Origin of the sequence: Synoicihabitans lomoniglobus (assembly GCF_029023725.1) — a bacterium.
Taxonomy (GTDB): domain Bacteria; phylum Verrucomicrobiota; class Verrucomicrobiia; order Opitutales; family Opitutaceae; genus Actomonas; species Actomonas lomonigloba.
On the sequence record NZ_CP119075.1, the window covers coordinates 1,691,854 to 1,710,015 of the forward strand.

An 18,162-nucleotide genomic window follows, 5' to 3' on the forward strand; every position below is an offset into this window, starting at 1 on the left:
GCAGTCATGAGCGCCGACCCTATTTTCGAATCGGGTGACGAGACGATTTATCGCCTGCGCACCACCGCACCCGGTCCCACCGGACGACTCCCGCTCGGGGCCGACCAACTGCGCGCCATGTCGAGTGGCGAACTGTTCGGTTGGACGCAAAACGCCGGGATGGGCTGGGACCCGGCCAAGCTGCGCGGTAAACAGTTTCTGATCCTCAGCACCCAGGGCGGTCTGCGTGCCCCCGACGGTTCGCCCATCGCGCTCGGTTACCACACCGGTCACTGGGAGGTCGGTCTGCTCATGGAGGAGGCGGCCAAGGTCATCAGCGGGCACGGTGCGATTCCCTTCGCCGCCTACGTGAGCGATCCCTGCGACGGCCGCACCAACGGCACCGCCGGCATGCTCGACAGTCTGGCGTATCGCAATGACGCCGCCGTGGTATTCAGACGTTTGATACGTTCGCTCCCCACGCGCAGTGGCGTGCTCGGGGTGGCGACCTGCGACAAGGGATTGCCGGCCATGCTCATGGCGCTCGCCGGGACGCCTGATCTGCCGACCGTGCTGGTCCCGGGCGGAGTGACCTTGCTGGCCGAGGAAGCCGAGGATACTGCCAAGGTGCAAACCCTCGCGGCTCGTTTTGCGCGCGACGAGATTACCCTCGATCACGCCGCCGAAATGGGATGCCGCGCCTGCGGTTCTCCGGGCGGTGGTTGTCAGTTCATGGGCACCGCGGCCACGACACAGGTGGTGGCCGAAGCGTTGGGCATGGCGCTGCCACACGCGGCGCTCAGCCCGTCCGGGGCTCAGATTTGGCGCGATATGGCCAAGCGTTCGGCTCTTGCCCTCATGGGCCTGGAGCAGACCGGCCAAACCACGCGCGATATTCTTTCGGCGGATTCACTGCACAACGCCATGGTGTGTCACGCTGCGGTGGGTGGCTCCACCAACCTCGTGCTGCACGTGCCCGCCATTGCCCACGCCATCGGGTTGGCTCGCCCGACGGCCGCCGATTGGTCGCGGATCAATCGCACCGTGCCGCGTCTCGTCGATGCGCTGCCCAATGGCCCCAAGCATTTCGCCACGGTGCAGGTGTTTCTGGCCGGCGGCGTGCCCGAGATGATGCTGCATCTGCGCGACCTCAACCTGCTCAAGCTCGACGCCATGACCGTCACGGGCCGCACCCTCGGCGACAATCTGGCGTGGTGGGAAAAGAGCGAACGCCGGGCGCGCCTGCGCGAAAAACTACGCGAGTTCGACGGCATCGATCCGGACACCGTCATCATGTCAGCCGATCGCGCCAAAGCCAGCGGACTCACCAGCACCGTCACCTTCCTCGGCGGCAATCTCTCGCCCCAAGGGGCGCTGGTAAAGAGCACGGCGATCTCGCCCACGCGCTTGGACGCCAACGGAATTTATCATCACGCAGGACCTGCCCGGGTGTTTCCCAGTGAAACCGCCGCCATCGACGCCATCAAAGCCGGAGCGGTGCAGGCGGGAGATATCATGGTCTTGATCGGCATCGGTCCGGGTTCGGGCATGCCGGAGACTTATCAAGTCACCTCGGCGCTCAAACACGTGAAGGGAGGCGATCAGATCGCCCTCGTGACCGATGGCCGTTTCTCCGGCGTTTCCACCGGTGCGTGCATCGGTCACGTCAGTCCGGAAGCTTGGTCGGGCGGCCCGATCGGCAAAGTGCGTGACGGTGATACGCTTCGTCTGCACATCGACACGCGCACATTGGAAGGCACCGTGGATGTGGTGGGCGAGACGACGGAGTCACTGGAAGCCCGTTCGCTCAATCCCGATTTACAACCCGATCCGCGCGTGCCCGACGACACGCGATTATGGGCGGCGTTGCAGAGCGCTTCCGGCGGCAGTTGGGGCGGTTGCGTCTACGATGTTGATGCGATCGTAGATCTCATGGCCAAAGGTCGCGCCGCTGAGGGACCTATTCCAAGTTGAACGTATCCTCGATGGTTTCGGTCAACTCCTCCAGAATGCGCTGGGACGAAAGATCCTTGGAGATGTAATAGGTCGCGCCGAGGTCCAACGCCTTCTCAACCCGATGGCGCACCACGTTGGTCGTGAGCATCACCACCACGCAGGTGGGATCGATTTGCTTCAACTGGCGCAGGGTTTCGAGGCCATCCATTCCGGGCATGAAAACATCGAGCAACACGAGATCCGGGTCCACGTTAGGATAGATGGCAACGGCTTCCTCGCCGCAGGGAACGGCCACGATTTTCGCTACCCCGATTTGCTTCAGCAGCAGTGAAACATGGGTGCGCACGTGGGCTTCGTCATCCACGATCATCACGGTGGCGGGAAAGTTCATGGTGCGAGCGGCAGCGTGACGCGAAACTCGCATCCACCCTGGGCCAGGTTTTCCGCCTCGATCGTGCCCCCGTGCGCATTGACGATGCGTTGGCAGATGGCCAACCCCAAACCGGTGCTGGACTCACCGCCGGTGGGCCTCACCGAGAGGCGTCCAAAATCGCGGAAGAGTTGCTCGTGTTCGCCGGCGGGAATGCCGGGCCCCTGATCCTTGATGGCAAAACCGCAGTGGTGAGCTTTGGCGTGGAATTCCACCGTGATGGTTGATCCCGGAGGAGAATATTTCACGGCATTGCTCAGTAGATTTTCGAGCACCTGTCGGATCTTGGCGGCGTCGATCAACGCGAGCGGAGGATGCTTAGGCGCCAAGAAGAGGAGTCGGGTGGATTTTTTGGCTGCTTCAATGTTGGCGGGATGAAGGGAACGATCGATTAGATTCACCAAGTCGTGCGGTGCAGGTTCGAACTTGAATTTGCCCGCTTCGATCGTCGCGAAGTCCAGCATTTCATTGAGGAGGGCGTGCATCGATTCACTGGCTTCGTTAATCGACTCGACCAACTCTCGCTGGTCAGATGTCAGGGAACCCACGGCACCGTCGCGCAGCAGCTCCGAGAGTCCGCGAATTGAGGCGAGCGGGTTGCGCAGGTCGTGCGCCGCCATGCCCATGAACCGGTCGCGGGCCACCAACGTCGTGTCGCGTTGGCTGATGAGAGCCGTGTGCTGCAGCTGCAGTCGACGGTGCGCGATCTGGTTTCGGACGCGGGCCAATACCTCCGTCGTCCGAAACGGTCGGCGCATAAAATCGACGATTTCCGCTTCCCCGATGACCAGAGCAGGTGCGGCCTGGTCGACGGCGAGCACGACAATTACCGTGGCGCGCTTGGTGAGTGAATCGCTTCCGAGTTCGCCGAGAAAATCGGTGATGGAGGTTGCGTCGTTCGGCAGGTCCAGGATCACCAAATCCGGTTGGAAATGGGGGTGGATTGCCTGAGCTTCCGCAGGGGAACTAGCGTGTTCGAGCGAGAAGGATTCGGGTAGCAGAATTTCCGTAATTGAATCGCGATCCGCAGCTTCGCTCAACACCAGCAAAACCCGGTTTTGGGGCATTTCTTCGGCGGGAGTCTGGGTGGGCGAGTCCATCGGCTACGGCGGGAATAAGGCGATCGATCTTCGGGGACGCAAGGCAACGAGCATCGGGTCGTTGCCGGAACGAGCCATGCGGCTGACAACGTGGTGGCATGCGTTCGAGGTTCATGACTGGTTCGGAGGGCGACGATTGCGGAGCAAATTCAACCAGGAACTCGGGCGTGGTTTGACCTCGGGTAGCCGGGTTTGGGAAGGAGCGTCCGCCTCGCCGACCGCGGATTCCGCGACTGCGTCGCCGGTGGATGGCGATAAATGAGAGCTGGTGCGCGGCGCCCCGGAGCCCATCACGCTAATGGCGGTGACGGAGACGTAGCCATCGCCCTCATGCGCCTCCAAGGCACTGCTTCGAAACGACCCACCATTGTAGCCGGCGCGATCGGAACCCTTTTGGTTCCCGGTGGATGACTGGAGACTTTTCGCTCCCTTGCCCGTCGTCCAAAGGGTGAAGAGATCATCGGCCAGGGTGGGGTCGATTTCCACGTTACCGGAAAATGGCGCGCGGGAAGGTGGGCCCGGAACCTCCGTTGGGTTTTCCGTTGGTGGGTTGGCGGAGGCGGCATCATCCCGGTCAATCGTCTCGGCCGGACCGCCGCCGCGGGCGGAGATCATGAGCTTGATCGGACGAGGCAACTCGGAGGATCCGGTCCAGACCATCGATGACCCGCCGCGGCCACCGCCGGTCGAGGCGGCGGAGTTGCTCGGCGTGCCCCTTCGACCGGCGACAATTTTCAGCAACTCTCCTTTTTTCAGATAGAACATGCCGCCCACGCGGGCACCTTTGCCTCCGGCGGAGGAACCGTCCCCGCCCTGGGCTCCGGCGGCCTCGATTTTATAGGTGCCCGAATCCTGGATACAGTGAATCTGCACGGTGCCGGTGGGGTGAAACAAAACGGAACCGGATTTCATTTATGGTCGAGGCGAGAGCCGATTGATTCCCCGGGACTAGGCGGCCGCCTCAGGTGTTTTCAGCGCGAGGCGCGGGTCCGGCAGGGTCCTCTGAAAAGGGAGGAAATGAACCATTCCAATCCGAAGTCGGTAGCACCGAGAATTGCACCATGCCGATCGGAGAACTGATATCCTGAATCAGGATCGCGTAGGAATACCCGGCGGCCAGTCCCGACACAAACAACTCACTGACCACCGCCGGATTCTTTGCGCTATAGCGGGAGCGTTTGATTTTAACAGTCAACGAGGGGGCACCCTCGGTGCACGGGCAGAAACCGATTATGATGTTGTTACGATCCGTCAGCTTGAAAATCAAGGTGGGCGTATCGGTGTAGTAGAGGGTGCACGGGGAATTGTAACTACCGGGGAAAATTCCGGCATCGGACGCACTGGCCCACGCCTGCATCCCGTAGACGATTTCCCCTCCAGGTGTGGTGGGTGGTCCGATGATGGTGAGCGCGATGGTTGGGTCCGCAATTTGAGATGTAGGCATGGTAAGGGAATGGGTCGTGAGAGGAATGTTGAGTGGGGCAGGAGGGAATCGTGGGAGGCGGATTGTTCGCAGTGAACGGGGCCTCAGTCTTGAATTCGGGGGTCAATCCCGGGGTCGAGCAAACCGAGCTCCATTGACGGCAGGGATTGAACGACGATCGCGAAAAAATAACCCGCAATCAGATCAGTTAATTTTATCGTCAGCTTACTCCCTTTCGAGACTTTGCCGACGAGACCGAGCGGAGCCGTCTTGATCACCGGAAAACTCATCGTTCCCAGCAGGGCCGGGTGACCCACGGGATGTGATCTATCGGTGGAGTTCGGATTTTTGGCCGTTTCGAACAGCGGGTTGAAGTAGACGCCCACGACCGTGTAGTTCGGATCTTCTAATTTGAAGACAAACTGAAGTGAGTCGCCTGAGGGAATTTTGTATACTTTGATGGTGATGAAGGAATCGCAACCATCGCCACTCAGCGTGACGTAGTGCGGGTTATTCGAACCCGCGTTGATCGTGAAATCGCAGCCGGTGTTGTCGCTGATGGGTTTGAATCCATCTTTCTTAATCTTAAGTTTAAACGATGCGGTTACAGTGGCCATATGGGTAGGGATTAGTGAGTTGAGGGTGAGCGAACGGATGAGGAAGCGGCGTTGAGCGTGGCGGCGGCGGAAGGATCGAGAGCGTGGTAACCGAAGCGTTGCAGACGGTCGGTGAAGGGGCGTGCTTCCTCAGTTCTCCCGAGGAGCACCAAGGCTTGCGCGGCCGGATCGAGTAGCCGCCAGTCATTCGATCCGGACAGTTGCGGTTTCAAGACATCGAGGGCGCGGATCCACTGGGTGTGCGCTTCCCTGATTTGGCCCCGCGCCGATGCGATTCGCCCGGCGAGGATCAAGGACCGCGCGAATTCTCCCTTGGTGCGATTGTTCGCCCGGCCCGCTTCGATGAGAGGCTCACCCCATTCGATGGCGCGCGCTATCGCTTCGTCCGCGCCTGAACTTCGGCCCATCCCGCGAAGGCGGGACTCCAACCGCCAGGCCGTCGCCAAACCTGCCGTTAGAGTGGACGACGATGGCTCCTCCTTCACGAGAGCGTCGAGTTGTGCGAGCGTTGCGACCAGAATGGGGCGGGCTGTCTCTCCGTCACCGACTGCCAGCAGCCGGGTCACTTGTTCGAGTTGGATGTATTGAATGTCTTCCTGCCAGTGGCGGTTCGATGGGTCTTGGGCGGCGAGCCGATCGATGATTTGTTTCGCATGGTCGAAGGCGCGCGACGCGGCGATTGGTTGTCCCATCAAGACTTGGATTCTGCCGATGAACATCGAGCATTCGGCGAGTTTAACCTGCCAAACCGCGACCTCAGGTTCCTGAGCGAGGAGTTTCTCCACGTGCGCGGACATTTCGAAAAAGTGCTCAAGGGCTGCGGGGTAGTCGCCATTCCATTCGGCGGTCAAACCCAGATCGCCGGCGTTGGCCACGAGGCGATGCCGGAGCTGTAAGTCGTCGGGAGTCGTCGCAAGCATGCTATCGAGCGCGGTTCGTTCGGCTCGAAATCCCTCGCGAGCACTTTCCAAATCTCCGTTGTCACGATCCAAGACCGCGAGGTTACGCAGGCCGTAGACGACTTCGAGCAGGGCGCGCGGGGTATTCCCTTCGATGCTCACGAGTTCAAACGCGGAGTCCCGGTAACGCAGCAGCCACTCGCGTGCGGCAGGGAAGTCAGCCCGGCGACGCGCCACGAATCCGATCCAGTATTCCGCCTGTGCCCGCTCAAACAATATGTCGCCATCTCCCGGGTGACGGGCCGCCAAAGTGGCGGCGCGGTCGTAGGCGGTCGTAAAAGCATGGGAAGCTTCGTCGTATTTCGCTTCATCGAGACGGACTTCGCCGATTTGGGTGAGTGCTTTGGCCTGGCGGGCGAGGGCGGTGTCGGTGAGGTCGCGGGGAGGCAGTTCGGCAAAGTAGGTCATGGCCTTTTCCCCAACTGTATCCAACAACTGGAGGCGGCCGATTTTTTGCAACTCGGTGCGGAAGTCACCGAGCATGAAAGTGAGCAGGTCCTCGGCCTGTTCCTGGCGGCGTTGGGCATCGGTGCGAGCGATATTGGCCGCATCGCGTTCGACGTTGGCCACGCGTTCCGCACGTGTGGCCCGGACGGCCTGTCGCACACTCACGATGGTGCCGAGAATGAGAGTCAGGGCCACGACGAGCGCGCTGGCACAGGCGAGGCGATGACGGGCGACGAAACGTTCCACCCGGTAGGCAGTGCTGGGCGGGCGGGCTTCGACCGGCTCGTGGCGAAGATGACGGCGCACGTCATCGGCCAACTCTTGCGCGGTGCCGTAACGGCGGTCGCGGTCCTTTTCGAGGCAGCGCATCACGATCCAGTCCAGATCTCCCTGTAGCACGGAGGAGAGTTGCGGGGGAGCGATTCCACGTTGCCGTGCAATCGAGACGCGATCGTCTTCGGTCAGTTTGGAAAAACGTTGGGAAGGGCGTGAGGGCTCGATCTCGCGGATCGTGCGACGGATCTCATCCACGCCGGATTGGGCCAGTGCTTTGGGGTTGAAGGGCAGCCCGCCCCCCAGCAGTTCATAGAGCAGCACGCCGAGGGCGTAGACGTCGCTGCGGGTATCGATGTCGATGTCGCGTTGATCAGCCTGCTCGGGGCTCATGTAGGCGGGGGTCCCGATGAAGTGACCCACATGGGTGACCAATGTTTGGTCGGTGAGACGTTCCTGGGTCGCTTTGGCGATACCGAAGTCGATGACCTTGGGAGAGGGCACGCCGTCATGGCGGGCCACCAGGATGTTGGACGGTTTGATGTCGCGGTGAATGATGCCCTTTTGGTGGGCGTGCTGCAGTGCCAGGCAGACGCGGGCAAAGAGTTCCAGACGCTGAGCGATCGAAAGTTGATGGCGGTCGCAGAACTTCGTGATCGGCTCCCCGTCCACATACTCCATCACAAAATACGGTCGCCCGGTTTCCGTCGCCCCCGCATCGAACACGCGGGCGATATCGGGATGGTCCATCATCGCGAGAGCCTGGCGTTCACCCTCGAATCGGGTGATGACGGCGTGGGTGTCCATGCCCAGTTTGATCACTTTAAGCGCGACCTTGCGGCGAACGGGTTCCCGCTGCTCGGCCAGGTGGACCGTGCCGCATCCACCTTCGCCGATTTGCTTGATCAGGGTGTAGCGGTCGATGGTGTCCCCCGGTTTTTCTTCGGGGAACGGGGTGAGCGGATCCATCACGGGATCTTCCAGAAAGTCCCCGGCTTGATCGAAGGCAGCCAGCAGCGACTCAATGCGCTCGCGCCGGGCCGTATCCTCCTGGCCGATACGGTCGAGGAGGGCGGAGCGTTGGGAGGGGGGCGCATCGAGCGCCAAAGCGAATATCTCGTCGTCGCGAGTCATGAACAGACGGGAACGCTGCGGGGAATGGGGGTGAGTGATTCGGCGGGCGAATCGCGGCAATGCAGTCCCTATGCCGGTAACGGGTTGGGCCGACCGTGCGCGACGTATTTCCGGCCGAAACCGCGAAATTGATGCAAAGAGGGGAAGGTGAATGCGGGGGGGCATGAGAGGGCCTTTCCCCTAGTGCGTAATTTACCGGCCCAAATGGCTCACACGGTCTGAAAGTTTTTTCTTTTTCGCCGGTCGGTTCCGGGCGGGGGGGGCCGACCTAGGCGCGCATCCGCTTGATTTCCCGGAACAGCCAGGCCCGGGCATACGCCCAGTCGCGTTTGGCGGTGCTCACGGAGATCCCGATGGCGTCGGCGGATTCTTCCAGCGAGAGTCCGACAAAATACTTGTGTTTCACCAGTTCGGCTTTGCGCGGATCGTGGACCACGAGAGCATCGAGCGCATCGCTCAACAGGATCAATTCCTCGTCGTCCTGACAGTGTGCCGGGATGTCGAGCGCGGTGGCATCGACTGGCACTTTTTGATACTGCCCGCCGTGGCGCTGAGCCCGCTTGCGGCGGGCGTTATCGATCAGAATCCGGCGCATGCTCTCGGCCGCCGCCGCAAAAAAATGTGCACGGTTGGCCCACGGTTGTTGATCGTCGCCCCCGAGCCGGAGCCACGCTTCGTGCACCAAGGCGGTGGGCTGCAGCGTTTGGTAGTCGAATTCCCGGGACAGCTTGGAGGCTGCCAATTGACGCAATTCTCCGTAGACCAGCGGGAGCAGCTGCTCGGCCGCTTGGGGATCCCCTTGATCAATCCGCTCCAGTATCACGGTGAACTCGTCGGACTTCATGGTTTCAGATTGGGAGCAGAACAGGGCGAAAACTCAATCAAGCAGAGGACGTGCCGCGATGGCTGTAGTCAACTTATGCGAAGCGATGTGTTCACCCCATGGTGGCAAACAGTTCGTAAGCCCGGCGGCAATACGGTCCGTGGGGCGGGTTATTTGCGCACCACGGTGGTGTTGAGCCATTTGTCCATGAGGCTGCGTCGTTCCGGGCCGGACCAAATTGGCGACGCGTTGGCGGCGAGAAACAGGGCGAAACCGAGCACGAGCAAAAATTGCACGGACGCGAGCGAGCGCGGAATCAGCCCGACCGGAAACGCCATCACCAGGCCGAAAAGTAAAAACGGCATCGGCCGCACAATGGCGGTCATGAGTGCCATGCGTCCGCGCGGAGCATCGGTCGGGACCACGCGCAGTTTCATGAGTGCGAGTCCCGGGCTGGTGCGCATCTGCGCGCAGCCCAGCCAGAACAGGACCACCAGCCCAAACGCCGCCTTGGCGGCGAGGAACGTGCGGGTGGGGCTGTCCGGGGCGTTGTAGACAATCAGTTCGGCGGCAAACCCGAGCCCGATAACGATCAGTAGATTAATGGTGGCGGCCAACACCCGCTGCACGGCGGTGGCTTGAGTCGAGGAGGAGACGGTCATGGAACGCCCGCATCCGAACCGCGGGCGAGCGCCGGGTCAACGATTGCTCTATTGTTTGCGGGTCCGACTTGATTGCGCGTGCTCCATGCCTGGCGTAGCGTTTCTGTTCCCTGTAACCGACCCCTTATTATGAGACGATTTCCCTTGTTCGTGTATGCCGTGCTACTCGCACTGCCCCTGATTTCATCCGCCGCGCCGTCCGGTGGACCTTATGGTCCGATCCAGCAGACTTACGCGCTGCCTCAGGTCGAAGGCACGATTTACTATGTGTCGCCCGAGGGAGACGCCGCCGCCGCCGGGACCAAGCTCAGCGCACCCACCACAATCGAAACTGCCATCGAACGCGTGGTGACCGGCGATGCCATTGTGCTGCGCGGCGGCACCTATCGCACCGGCAATCTCGTATTCAACCAGGGGATCACGCTCCAACCTTACGCTGATGAGCAACCCATCCTCAAAGGCACCAAAGTCGTGACGCCGGAGGCGGCCTACAAGCAGCGCAACGGTCTGTATCGGATCAAATGGGACACATTGTTCTACCTGCCGCCACAACCGTGGTGGCGCCGGGAGAGCAGCGGCAACAAGACGCCCCTGTGGCTGTTCAATAACGACATGGTTTTCGTCGACGGCAAGGCGCTCAAAACCGTGGGGTGGGAGGGCGATGTCGAGCCCGGTTCTTTCTCCGTCGATTACGAACACGGCAATATCTACATCGATGTGGATCCCGCCGAACACCTTGTGGAGATCACGACCTTCGACAACGCGTTCACCCGCACCACCAAGGAGGTGCACGGCAAATCCAATGACGGCGTCGGTCCGATATTTCGTGGCCTGACCATGACGCAATACGCTTACCGGGCGATCGAGATCGAGGGTTACGACCCAGAGAAAATTTCCGCGGAATCCGAGCACGGCAAAGACATCGTCGGCACCACGTTGGAGCATTGCACCATCACGCACTGTTCGCGGGTTGCCGGTTACTTCCGCGGCGACAACATGGTCTTCCGTCACAACCTCATCAGCGATACCAGCACGGAGGGCATCTTCATTTTGGCGTCCAACGACACGTTGCTCGAAAAGAACATCTTCCGCCGCAACAACGTCGAGGGCATCGAGGGGTATTTCCCGGCGGCCGTGAAGATCTTCAACCAAACGCGACGCGTCGTCGTGCGGGACAATCTTCTCTACGACAACCCCGGTTCCAACGGCATCTGGTATGACGTGGGCAACATCGATGGCGTGTTCATCAACAACTGGATTCAGGACAGCTACAACGGCTTCTTCTTCGAGATTTCGAAGGGCGTTACCGTCGCCGGCAACGTCTTCGTCAACAGTGGCTCCTGGGTGCTCAATAGCTCCGGCGCGAAGTTCTACAACAACACCTACGTGAACTCGATCATGCGCATCACGCGCACCCCGCGCAGCGCGCAGGGCGACCACTTCGACTGGCATCCCGCCAGCGGCCCAGACGTCGATGAGCGTTTCGGCCATGTCGCCCGCAACAACCTGTTCTTCTCCGACGGCGGACTGCTCGAGGCGCACAATATGGTCAGCGTCACGCAAGAAGCCGAGTTGGTCGACCGGTTGAAAAACCAAACGGCCACGTTCGACCACAACGCTTACGTGCGCACGTCTGCCGGTCCCACCGAATTGATCACGTGGTCGCCGGTCGCGACCGAATCCGGTCAGGCCACCTACGCGACGCTCGGCGACTTGCAGGATGTTGTTGAGACCGTGGACCCGAACGGCGTTGAGCTTTCCGACTACGACGGTCCGATTTTCCGCAGCATGCAGCTGCAGCGTTACGACCTCTCTCCCGCGTTCCCTGCCGCCACCGCCGCCGGGACCATCCCGGGCGACGTCGCCGAACTCATCGGTCTCGATCCTGCGGCGGGTGGTGCCCCCGGTGCCTACGGCACGTGGTAATGTTCGCGCGTAGTTGAATTATTAAGACAAAGCCGACCTTTCACCGGGTCGGCTTTTTTTGGGGGGGCGCTCGCGGCGGCGGGTGGGGGATTAGGCGAGTGGCGTCGCCCCGGCCGGCAAGGTGTCGCGCAGAAGTGACGCGCAAAGCGGGATACTGCGGAGCGGCGCGAATGCGGGGTCGAAGCGTATGACTGCATGCATGAACCAGGGCTGCGCGCCCGAGGGCGTGAGCGTTTCTTTGAGCCATGCTTCTATGGTGTCCTGTCGGCCGATCAGCAGGGCGGCCTCGGCCTGGTATTGATCGAAAACAATGGGCCCGCGTCCTGCCAGTTCCTGAGTCAAATCGAACAGGCGTCCCGCTTCCTGCTTCTCACCGATCAACGCGAGCATCAAACCCTGCCAACGAAGGAGGGGAAGCGCGTTACCCTGACTTGCGAGCCGTTGTTCAACACTGGCGAGGCCACTGCGCCATTCCGCTTGAGCGGCGAAGGTGCGACCAGCCAAGTGATGAGCGTGACCCGTGAACCAGCCTTTGGGCCCGGCGTAGTGACGAGTTGCGAGCCAATCGCGCGGAATCGCATGGAGCGTCTCCAATACTCGTTCCGGTTCGCCGCGGTAAAGATGGATGAATGCGGCCACCGACGCCGAATAGTCATCGAGGAGCGCCGAGGCCGGAAGTCGCCCCATCGTCACGCGTGCCGCATCGAGGTTTTCGTGGCCCCAGGTTTCGATGATGGCTTTGAGGTTTAAATTAGCGGTCGATGGGTCTGCGGCCACGATCCGGTCAGCAACGTCAATGGCTTCGTCGAACCGGCTCGCCGTCGTGAAAGCCCAACCCGCGGCATTGAACGCTTGGGCTCGCATGAAAAACGGGGCGGCTTCGTCGTCGCGGCCGTCGTCGCGTAATACGTTGGCGAGTAGTTCCAGAGCTCGGGATTCGGGGGGATTTTCTGCAATCAGTTCACGTAGCATCGTCTCGGCTTCGGCACGGGCGGCGGGTTGCGCCACGACGTTGATCAGCACCCCCGCTTGAGCGAGACGCGCTTCGCCGGAACGCGGATCGAGCGCGAGGGCGCGCAAGGCGCCACGACGAGCCTGTTCCCGCCGCGATTCCGAAACATCGAAGGTGTAGAAGATGTGCCAACAATCCGCTTGCGATCCCAACGCCCACGCATCGGCGTCCGTCGAGTCGAGTGCCTTGGCTTGGTCGATCAATTGCGTGGCTGTCTCCAGGGTCTCCCGGGATGGATTCCGATCCGCCATGATTTTCCGCGCATGGGCGAGTAGTTTTCGAGCGGAGGAAGGGGGCGCCGTCGTCGGCGGCACGTCATCGGGCTGTGCCGTGGCTTCGGCACACAGGCGATAGCCGGTGCGGGAAAAGGTGCGAATGGCGTTTTTCAACCCTGCCTGGGCGAGCGCGCTGCGCGCGATACTGACTGCACGTTGCAGTGATCCATCGGCCACGATCACCCCCGGCCACACGGCGTCGAGAAGTTCGTCCTTGGGCACCACTCGCTCATGGTGCCTCGCGAGATAAACGAGCAGATCGAACACCCGCGGTTGCACGTCGAGCACGCGTCCGCCCGCTCGAAGTTCGCGAGCGGCGACATCAATTTCTAAGTTGGCAAAACGGTGGACCATGGGGGAGGCGGGAGGCACTGGGCTTTCAGTCCGTGCGCAAACGGTAAGGAAAAGATCAGGTCGCGAAAAGGACTTTGCGCGGAGGGTTAAGGTAGGATCTGGCCGTTCACTTCACCCCACATCACCTGCCTCCAATCCACTACTCCTGTGTTTTCTGATTCCTTCCATGCCGTCGAACTCCCTGCGACACCGCCGCCCTGGGCCGTCGTGGTTTCCCTCATTATTTTGGCCCTGATCACCGCTGGTTCGACCGGCGGTGATCCGCCGCAATCAGGCGGCGAATTTTCTTCCGCAACCAGCATGGCCTCTTCCCATCACCGCTGAATGCGTTCCCGTCCCGTTTCATTTTTCCATCCCCCCCATTCCATTCCTTACCGTTTATGAAAACCAACTCATCCTCTCTGCTACTTCGTTTGACGGTGGCACTCTACAGCCTCGTCTCCTATGCGTTTTGTCTCGGTTCACTCGCCTACGCCGCGGGCTTCATCGGCAACTTTGTCGTGCCGAAGTCCATCGACTCCACCCCGACGGATTCTCTCGGCTTTGCTCTGATCATCAACGCCCTGCTGCTTAGCGTGTTTGCCGTGCAACACAGCGTGATGGCGCGACCCTTCTTCAAGCGCTGGCTCACGCGTTTCGTGCCCGAGCCCGCCGAGCGCAGCACCTACGTGTTGATGTCGTCGCTCGCGCTTATTCTGCTCTTTTGGCAGTGGCGGCCGATGGGCGGCGTGATTTGGGATATTCAGAATTCGGTCGCGACCGGCGTGCTGCACGGTGGGTTTGCGTTCGGTTGGGTGCTGGTGGTAGGCGCAACGTTTCTGATCAATCACTTCGATTTGTTCGGCTTGCGTCAGGCGTGGTTTTTCCTGCGCGATCGTTCCTATGTGCCCCTGCAGTTCATGACGCCGGGGCCTTACCGGTTTGTGCGGCACCCGATGTATGTGGGCCTGTTGTTCGCGTTTTGGTGCACGCCGACGATGACCGTGGCCCATCTCTTCTTCGCGCTGATGACCACGGCCTACATCCTCGTGGGGATCCAGCTGGAGGAGCGCGGTCTCGTGGACGCCCTCGGGCAAGATTACGCCGAGTATCGCAAACGCACGCCGATGTTGATTCCCGGCGGCACCAACCGCTCGAACAAGGTGCGACGTGATGCCGGCCAAGTGGCCTGATGCCGAGCGTCGGGACCAAGTCTTCAACCTATCTCGCACTGTCTCCATGCACCTCCTCCGCACTCCTCTGTTCATCCTGCTCATGCCCACTTGCCTTGTCTCTCTGGCCGATGGTAGGGTCGCCGACTCACCGGACAACCGGGCTTCCTTTCACGTGGTCGAGTTTCCGTCTGAGAACGCCACCTTACGCGGGCGATTCTATACGCCGGATGACCGGCCGGGCCCGTGGCCGATCGTCGTCATGGCTCACGGTTATTCCGCGACGATCAACGGCATGGTGGCCGATCGCTACGCGGAGCAAATTCACCGGGCGGGGTTTGCCGTCCTGCTTTACGACCATCGCAATTTTGGCATCAGTGGCGGTGAACCGCGCCAGCAAATCAACGTCTGGACGCAGGCGCGCGGCTACCGCGATGCGATCGACTTCATCCGCACGCGACCGGAAATCGATCCCGACCGCATCGTGATTTGGGGCGACAGCATGAGTGGCGCGGAGGTGATCGTCGTCGCCGCGATTGACCATCGGGTCGCGGGCATCATCGCCCAGATCCCGGGCTGCGGAGATGAAATGCCGCGCGCGGATCCGACCGGAGAAGAGTTCGCCTCCATCCGGGAAACGTTTCTTCACGGCAACATCGAGGCCACGCCGGAAAACACGCGTGGACCCTTGCCGGTCGTGTCGTTTGCACCCGCCATTCACCCCGCGATCATGCAACCCGACACCGCCTTTCGGTGGTTCATCGAATACGGCGGTCGGTTCGACACCGGTTGGGAGAATTGGGTGACGCACGTGACGCCGCAGGTTCCGGTGGCGTTTGATCCGGGGTTGTGTGTCCGGCACATTAGAGCGCCTCTGCTCATGATCGTCGCGTATGAGGATGAGATGCCCTACGTGCGTTCCGACGTCGCGCGGCGCGTTTATGAGTTGGCACCGTCGACGAAGCAGTTGCTCCAGATCGATGGCGGTCACTTCGGACTCCTGCACTACCCCAGCGCGCTTTTTGACGAAGCCAGCCAGGCGCAGGTGGATTTCCTCCAAGCCCACTTCCGCTGACGGGTCGCAGCGCAGGCCGCGGCCGGTCAGCAAGTGAGGGCTCGCAAAAGTTATTAGAAGGGATAAACTTCCGAAATTGTTAGCCGGCGCGATTCACGTTTCGGCGTGATTCTAGTTTCGTCTCAATTTCACGGATGCCGACTGACATTACCCCCATTCATGTTCACCGTCGGTTTTGGTCTGGTCTGGCGCTGCTGGTGGTAGTGTTGATCGCGGTCGGTTGCGGCAAACGTGAGACGGCCGTGGAAGCGGGGATTCGCACCCAGACCCTGCATATTGGCAATCGGGCCGAGCCACCCGATCTCGATCCCCAGACCAACAATAGTCTGGTCGTGAGTTTCATTCACGAAGCCCTTTTCGAAGGCCTCGTGCGACTCGCGAATGATGGCGCGACCATTCGCCCCGGCGTGGCCGAACGATGGGAGATTTCTCCCGATGGATTGCGCTATACGTTCCATCTCCGGGCCGATGCCGCGTGGTCGAACGGAGATCTGATTACAGCTCCCGATTTTGTCGCTTCGTTTGAGCGCTTCATGAATCCCCAACTCGGATGTGAAGCGGTGAACTTCACGTATCCGATCGTGGGGGCACGGGACTTCGTCGAAGGCCGCATCACCGATTTTGGATTGGTAGGCGTGGAGGCGACCGATGCGAGCACGCTGGAGATTCGCCTGCGGTTTCGGGCGCCGTATTTTCTCAGCGTGTTGGCGGACAAACATTTCGTGCCACTGCATCGATCGAGCGTCGAACGCTTCGACGGTTGGAACCGACGTGGCGGCGCGTGGACCAAACCCGGCAACCTCATCTCGAACGGCCCCTTCGCGCTCACGGAGTGGAAGCCCAACGTGGTGGTCGCGGTCGCGAAGAATCCGCACTACTGGAACGCGCCGGCCGTGAAGCTCAACGAAGTTCATTTCCATCCCATCGAAGACCCCGGCACGGAAGAGCGAGCGTTTCGGTCGGGCCAGCTTCATGTCACGTTCTCACTGCCGTCCAGCAAGGTGGCTGCCTACATGGAGCGACAGGCTCCGGAGCTGCACGCGATGCCGTTGCTGCAGACCAACTTTATTTCGTTCATGACGACAAGAGCGCCGTTCGACGACGCCCGCGTGCGCCAGGCTTTTTCACTGGCGATCGACCGCGATCAGCTGCTGGCCACCGTGCTCAAAGGGCAGGGTGATGTCGCGTCAACCTACGTGCGGTCTGGCTCTGGCGGATACGAACTGCCGCCGTTTTCGCGTTATGATCCCGCGACCGCCCGGCGTCTTTTGGCCGAGGCCGGTTATCCCGGCGGAGCCGGATTTCCGCGGCAGGAATTCACGCTCAGCAGCCGCGACGAAGACAAACTCATCTATGCCCAGGCCTTGCAGGAAATGTGGAGGCAAACGCTGGGCGTGGAGGTGCAGATGGTGCCGACCGAGTTCAAGGTGTGGCTCGATGTGTTGCGCAACCGTTCGTTTGCGCTCACCACCGACGGTTGGAACATGACGGTGAACGACCCTTCCGAAATGCTCGCGCTCGGCGTGACCGGCGATCCCAACAACGATGCCAATTGGAGCAATGCGGATTACGACGCCGCGTTCGCCGCCATTGAGCAGGCGACCACCGACGAAGCTCGTCGCGATGCCATCATCATGTGCGAACGCATCATCGGCGAAGAAGTTCCGTATGCGCCGGTCTACCACAGCGTGCGCAACTTCCTCCTGCATCCTTCGGTTCAAGGTTGGCGGGGCAACACCCTGCAGGTCATCGACTGGACGGCGGTATCGCTACACGAGTAGCGACACGGGCAAGCCTCGCCAAATCAGCGCCCGTCCTGTCGTGCCGCCCGCGCGGTGGCGGTGGTTAACGCGGCCAGCTTCGCGCGAGCTTTGGCCTCATCACTTTGCACGTAGGCGTCGTGCAGCGCCCGTTGTATTCCGTCGGGTTTCACTTTGGTGAAGCTCCGGAGGTGGAAGAGCGCTTTGATGAAATTGATGAAGCCAACAATCACGGCGGGGTTCTCAAGCGATAAATGGGGCCGATCTGAGCTCAAGTCGATTCAAACCGAGCACGGCGAAACGGGATACTTCAGACTTAGCCTCGCCAACGCGGAACGTTTGATTCTACGTTTCTCTTCGATGTGCTGCCGGACTGGCCTCTGCAGTAAACTTCATACCCTTTTCGTAATTAATCCTGTAATGAAGGCCATTTCCCTGACGGAAAAATTTCAGCTGATCAACGAGCACTGGCGTCCCAAAGTCGTGGCCGAGCTCAATGGTCAGGCCGTGAAGTTGGTCAAGTTCGAGGGCACGTTTCCATGGCATCATCATGATCGGGAGGATGAACTTTTTCTGGTATGGCGCGGCGCAATGACCGTGGAGTTTCGAGATCGAGTCGTCGCGCTGAAGGCGGGGGAAATGTGCGTGGTGCCCAAAGGAATCGAGCACCGCACCAAGGCCGAGTCCGAGGCCGAAGTTCTCATCTTCGAACCCGCCGCCACGCGCAACACGGGCAATGTGGAGGACGAGATATTCACCGCGCCCGACGACGTGAAACTCTGAGCGGCGGCCCGCTCGCGTCCCTC

The 18,162-nt window shown here is 60.9% G+C and carries 16 protein-coding genes; 6 read left to right on the forward strand and 10 right to left on the reverse strand.

The window, feature by feature from the left end:
* The first annotated feature begins 6 nt into the window (after positions 1-6).
* The gene (locus tag PXH66_RS06655; RefSeq protein ID WP_330929024.1) at positions 7-1,953 is read left to right on the forward strand and encodes a YjhG/YagF family D-xylonate dehydratase; all 1,947 of its coding nucleotides are present in this window, start codon (positions 7-9) and stop codon (positions 1,951-1,953) included.
* Here PXH66_RS06655 and PXH66_RS06660 read toward each other — a convergent pair.
* The 8 genes from PXH66_RS06660 to PXH66_RS06695 all read right to left on the reverse strand — a co-directional run bounded on the left by PXH66_RS06660 (position 1,940) and on the right by PXH66_RS06695 (position 9,803).
* A complete protein-coding gene (locus PXH66_RS06660; RefSeq protein WP_330929023.1) occupies positions 1,940-2,326 on the reverse strand; it encodes a response regulator transcription factor in 387 nt (128 codons plus the stop codon). The two genes, PXH66_RS06655 and PXH66_RS06660, sit on opposite strands and share 14 nt — an antisense overlap.
* A complete protein-coding gene (locus PXH66_RS06665; protein WP_330929022.1) occupies positions 2,323-3,465 on the reverse strand; it encodes a hybrid sensor histidine kinase/response regulator in 1,143 nt (380 codons plus the stop codon). Before PXH66_RS06665 ends, PXH66_RS06660 begins: the two co-directional genes overlap by 4 nt.
* A 111-nt stretch (positions 3,466-3,576) precedes the next feature.
* Complete coding sequence (locus PXH66_RS06670) at positions 3,577-4,377, reverse strand: glycine-rich protein (protein WP_330929021.1); 801 nt, start codon at positions 4,375-4,377, stop codon at positions 3,577-3,579.
* 49 nt (positions 4,378-4,426) lie between these two features.
* The gene (locus tag PXH66_RS06675) at positions 4,427-4,909 is read right to left on the reverse strand and encodes a hypothetical protein (RefSeq protein WP_330929020.1); all 483 of its coding nucleotides are present in this window, start codon (positions 4,907-4,909) and stop codon (positions 4,427-4,429) included.
* 83 nt (positions 4,910-4,992) lie between these two features.
* The gene (locus PXH66_RS06680) at positions 4,993-5,505 is read right to left on the reverse strand and encodes a hypothetical protein (protein WP_330929019.1); all 513 of its coding nucleotides are present in this window, start codon (positions 5,503-5,505) and stop codon (positions 4,993-4,995) included.
* 11 nt (positions 5,506-5,516) lie between these two features.
* Positions 5,517-8,318, reverse strand: coding sequence for a serine/threonine-protein kinase (locus PXH66_RS06685; RefSeq protein WP_330929018.1), 2,802 nt, complete (start codon positions 8,316-8,318; stop codon positions 5,517-5,519).
* 268 nt (positions 8,319-8,586) lie between these two features.
* The gene (locus tag PXH66_RS06690; protein ID WP_330929017.1) at positions 8,587-9,162 is read right to left on the reverse strand and encodes a sigma-70 family RNA polymerase sigma factor; all 576 of its coding nucleotides are present in this window, start codon (positions 9,160-9,162) and stop codon (positions 8,587-8,589) included.
* A gap of 149 nt (positions 9,163-9,311) precedes the next feature.
* Positions 9,312-9,803 (reverse strand): RDD family protein, encoded by a 492-nt coding sequence (locus PXH66_RS06695; protein ID WP_330929016.1) that lies wholly within the window; start codon positions 9,801-9,803, stop codon positions 9,312-9,314.
* A 129-nt stretch (positions 9,804-9,932) separates the two neighbouring features.
* On the opposite strand from PXH66_RS06695, the gene PXH66_RS06700 reads away from it, so the two are divergent.
* Positions 9,933-11,729, forward strand: a complete 1,797-nt coding sequence (locus tag PXH66_RS06700) for a right-handed parallel beta-helix repeat-containing protein (RefSeq protein WP_330929015.1) — start codon at positions 9,933-9,935, stop codon at positions 11,727-11,729.
* Between the two features lie 90 nt (positions 11,730-11,819).
* On the opposite strand, the gene PXH66_RS06705 is transcribed toward PXH66_RS06700, so the two are convergent.
* Positions 11,820-13,370, reverse strand: coding sequence for a winged helix-turn-helix domain-containing protein (locus PXH66_RS06705; protein WP_330929014.1), 1,551 nt, complete (start codon positions 13,368-13,370; stop codon positions 11,820-11,822).
* 380 nt (positions 13,371-13,750) lie between these two features.
* On the opposite strand from PXH66_RS06705, the gene mddA reads away from it, so the two are divergent.
* The 3 genes from mddA to PXH66_RS06720 all read left to right on the forward strand — a co-directional run bounded on the left by mddA (position 13,751) and on the right by PXH66_RS06720 (position 17,377).
* Positions 13,751-14,542: a methanethiol S-methyltransferase gene (gene mddA / locus PXH66_RS06710; RefSeq protein ID WP_330929012.1), complete on the forward strand. Its 792-nt coding sequence runs from the start codon at positions 13,751-13,753 to the stop codon at positions 14,540-14,542.
* 82 nt (positions 14,543-14,624) lie between these two features.
* Positions 14,625-15,596: an alpha/beta hydrolase gene (locus PXH66_RS06715; protein WP_330929011.1), complete on the forward strand. Its 972-nt coding sequence runs from the start codon at positions 14,625-14,627 to the stop codon at positions 15,594-15,596.
* Positions 15,597-15,730: 134 nt separating this feature from the next.
* Complete coding sequence (locus PXH66_RS06720; RefSeq protein ID WP_330929010.1) at positions 15,731-17,377, forward strand: peptide ABC transporter substrate-binding protein; 1,647 nt, start codon at positions 15,731-15,733, stop codon at positions 17,375-17,377.
* A gap of 23 nt (positions 17,378-17,400) precedes the next feature.
* Here the strand turns inward: PXH66_RS06720 and PXH66_RS06725 are convergent, their stop codons facing one another.
* Positions 17,401-17,589, reverse strand: coding sequence for a hypothetical protein (locus PXH66_RS06725; RefSeq protein ID WP_330929009.1), 189 nt, complete (start codon positions 17,587-17,589; stop codon positions 17,401-17,403).
* Between the two features lie 187 nt (positions 17,590-17,776).
* Here PXH66_RS06725 and PXH66_RS06730 point away from each other — a divergent pair, with 187 nt between their 5' ends.
* On the forward strand, positions 17,777-18,139 hold the full coding sequence (locus PXH66_RS06730; RefSeq protein ID WP_330929008.1) for a cupin domain-containing protein: 363 nt from the start codon (positions 17,777-17,779) through the stop codon (positions 18,137-18,139).
* Positions 18,140-18,162: the final 23 nt, after the last annotated feature.

What these genes read in the sequence shown, in the direction of transcription:
- PXH66_RS06655 (WP_330929024.1), top strand. Translation starts at nt 7, where the DNA reads ATGAGCGCCGACCCTATTTTCGAATCGGGTGACGAGACGATTTATCGC.
- PXH66_RS06660 (WP_330929023.1), bottom strand. Translation starts at nt 2,326, where the DNA reads ATGAACTTTCCCGCCACCGTGATGATCGTGGATGACGAAGCCCACGTG.
- PXH66_RS06665 (WP_330929022.1), bottom strand. Translation starts at nt 3,465, where the DNA reads ATGGACTCGCCCACCCAGACTCCCGCCGAAGAAATGCCCCAAAACCGG.
- PXH66_RS06670 (WP_330929021.1), bottom strand. Translation starts at nt 4,377, where the DNA reads ATGAAATCCGGTTCCGTTTTGTTTCACCCCACCGGCACCGTGCAGATT.
- PXH66_RS06675 (WP_330929020.1), bottom strand. Translation starts at nt 4,909, where the DNA reads ATGCCTACATCTCAAATTGCGGACCCAACCATCGCGCTCACCATCATC.
- PXH66_RS06680 (WP_330929019.1), bottom strand. Translation starts at nt 5,505, where the DNA reads ATGGCCACTGTAACCGCATCGTTTAAACTTAAGATTAAGAAAGATGGA.
- PXH66_RS06685 (WP_330929018.1), bottom strand. Translation starts at nt 8,318, where the DNA reads ATGACTCGCGACGACGAGATATTCGCTTTGGCGCTCGATGCGCCCCCC.
- PXH66_RS06690 (WP_330929017.1), bottom strand. Translation starts at nt 9,162, where the DNA reads ATGAAGTCCGACGAGTTCACCGTGATACTGGAGCGGATTGATCAAGGG.
- PXH66_RS06695 (WP_330929016.1), bottom strand. Translation starts at nt 9,803, where the DNA reads ATGACCGTCTCCTCCTCGACTCAAGCCACCGCCGTGCAGCGGGTGTTG.
- PXH66_RS06700 (WP_330929015.1), top strand. Translation starts at nt 9,933, where the DNA reads ATGAGACGATTTCCCTTGTTCGTGTATGCCGTGCTACTCGCACTGCCC.
- PXH66_RS06705 (WP_330929014.1), bottom strand. Translation starts at nt 13,370, where the DNA reads ATGGTCCACCGTTTTGCCAACTTAGAAATTGATGTCGCCGCTCGCGAA.
- mddA (WP_330929012.1), top strand. Translation starts at nt 13,751, where the DNA reads ATGAAAACCAACTCATCCTCTCTGCTACTTCGTTTGACGGTGGCACTC.
- PXH66_RS06715 (WP_330929011.1), top strand. Translation starts at nt 14,625, where the DNA reads ATGCCCACTTGCCTTGTCTCTCTGGCCGATGGTAGGGTCGCCGACTCA.
- PXH66_RS06720 (WP_330929010.1), top strand. Translation starts at nt 15,731, where the DNA reads ATGCCGACTGACATTACCCCCATTCATGTTCACCGTCGGTTTTGGTCT.
- PXH66_RS06730 (WP_330929008.1), top strand. Translation starts at nt 17,777, where the DNA reads ATGAAGGCCATTTCCCTGACGGAAAAATTTCAGCTGATCAACGAGCAC.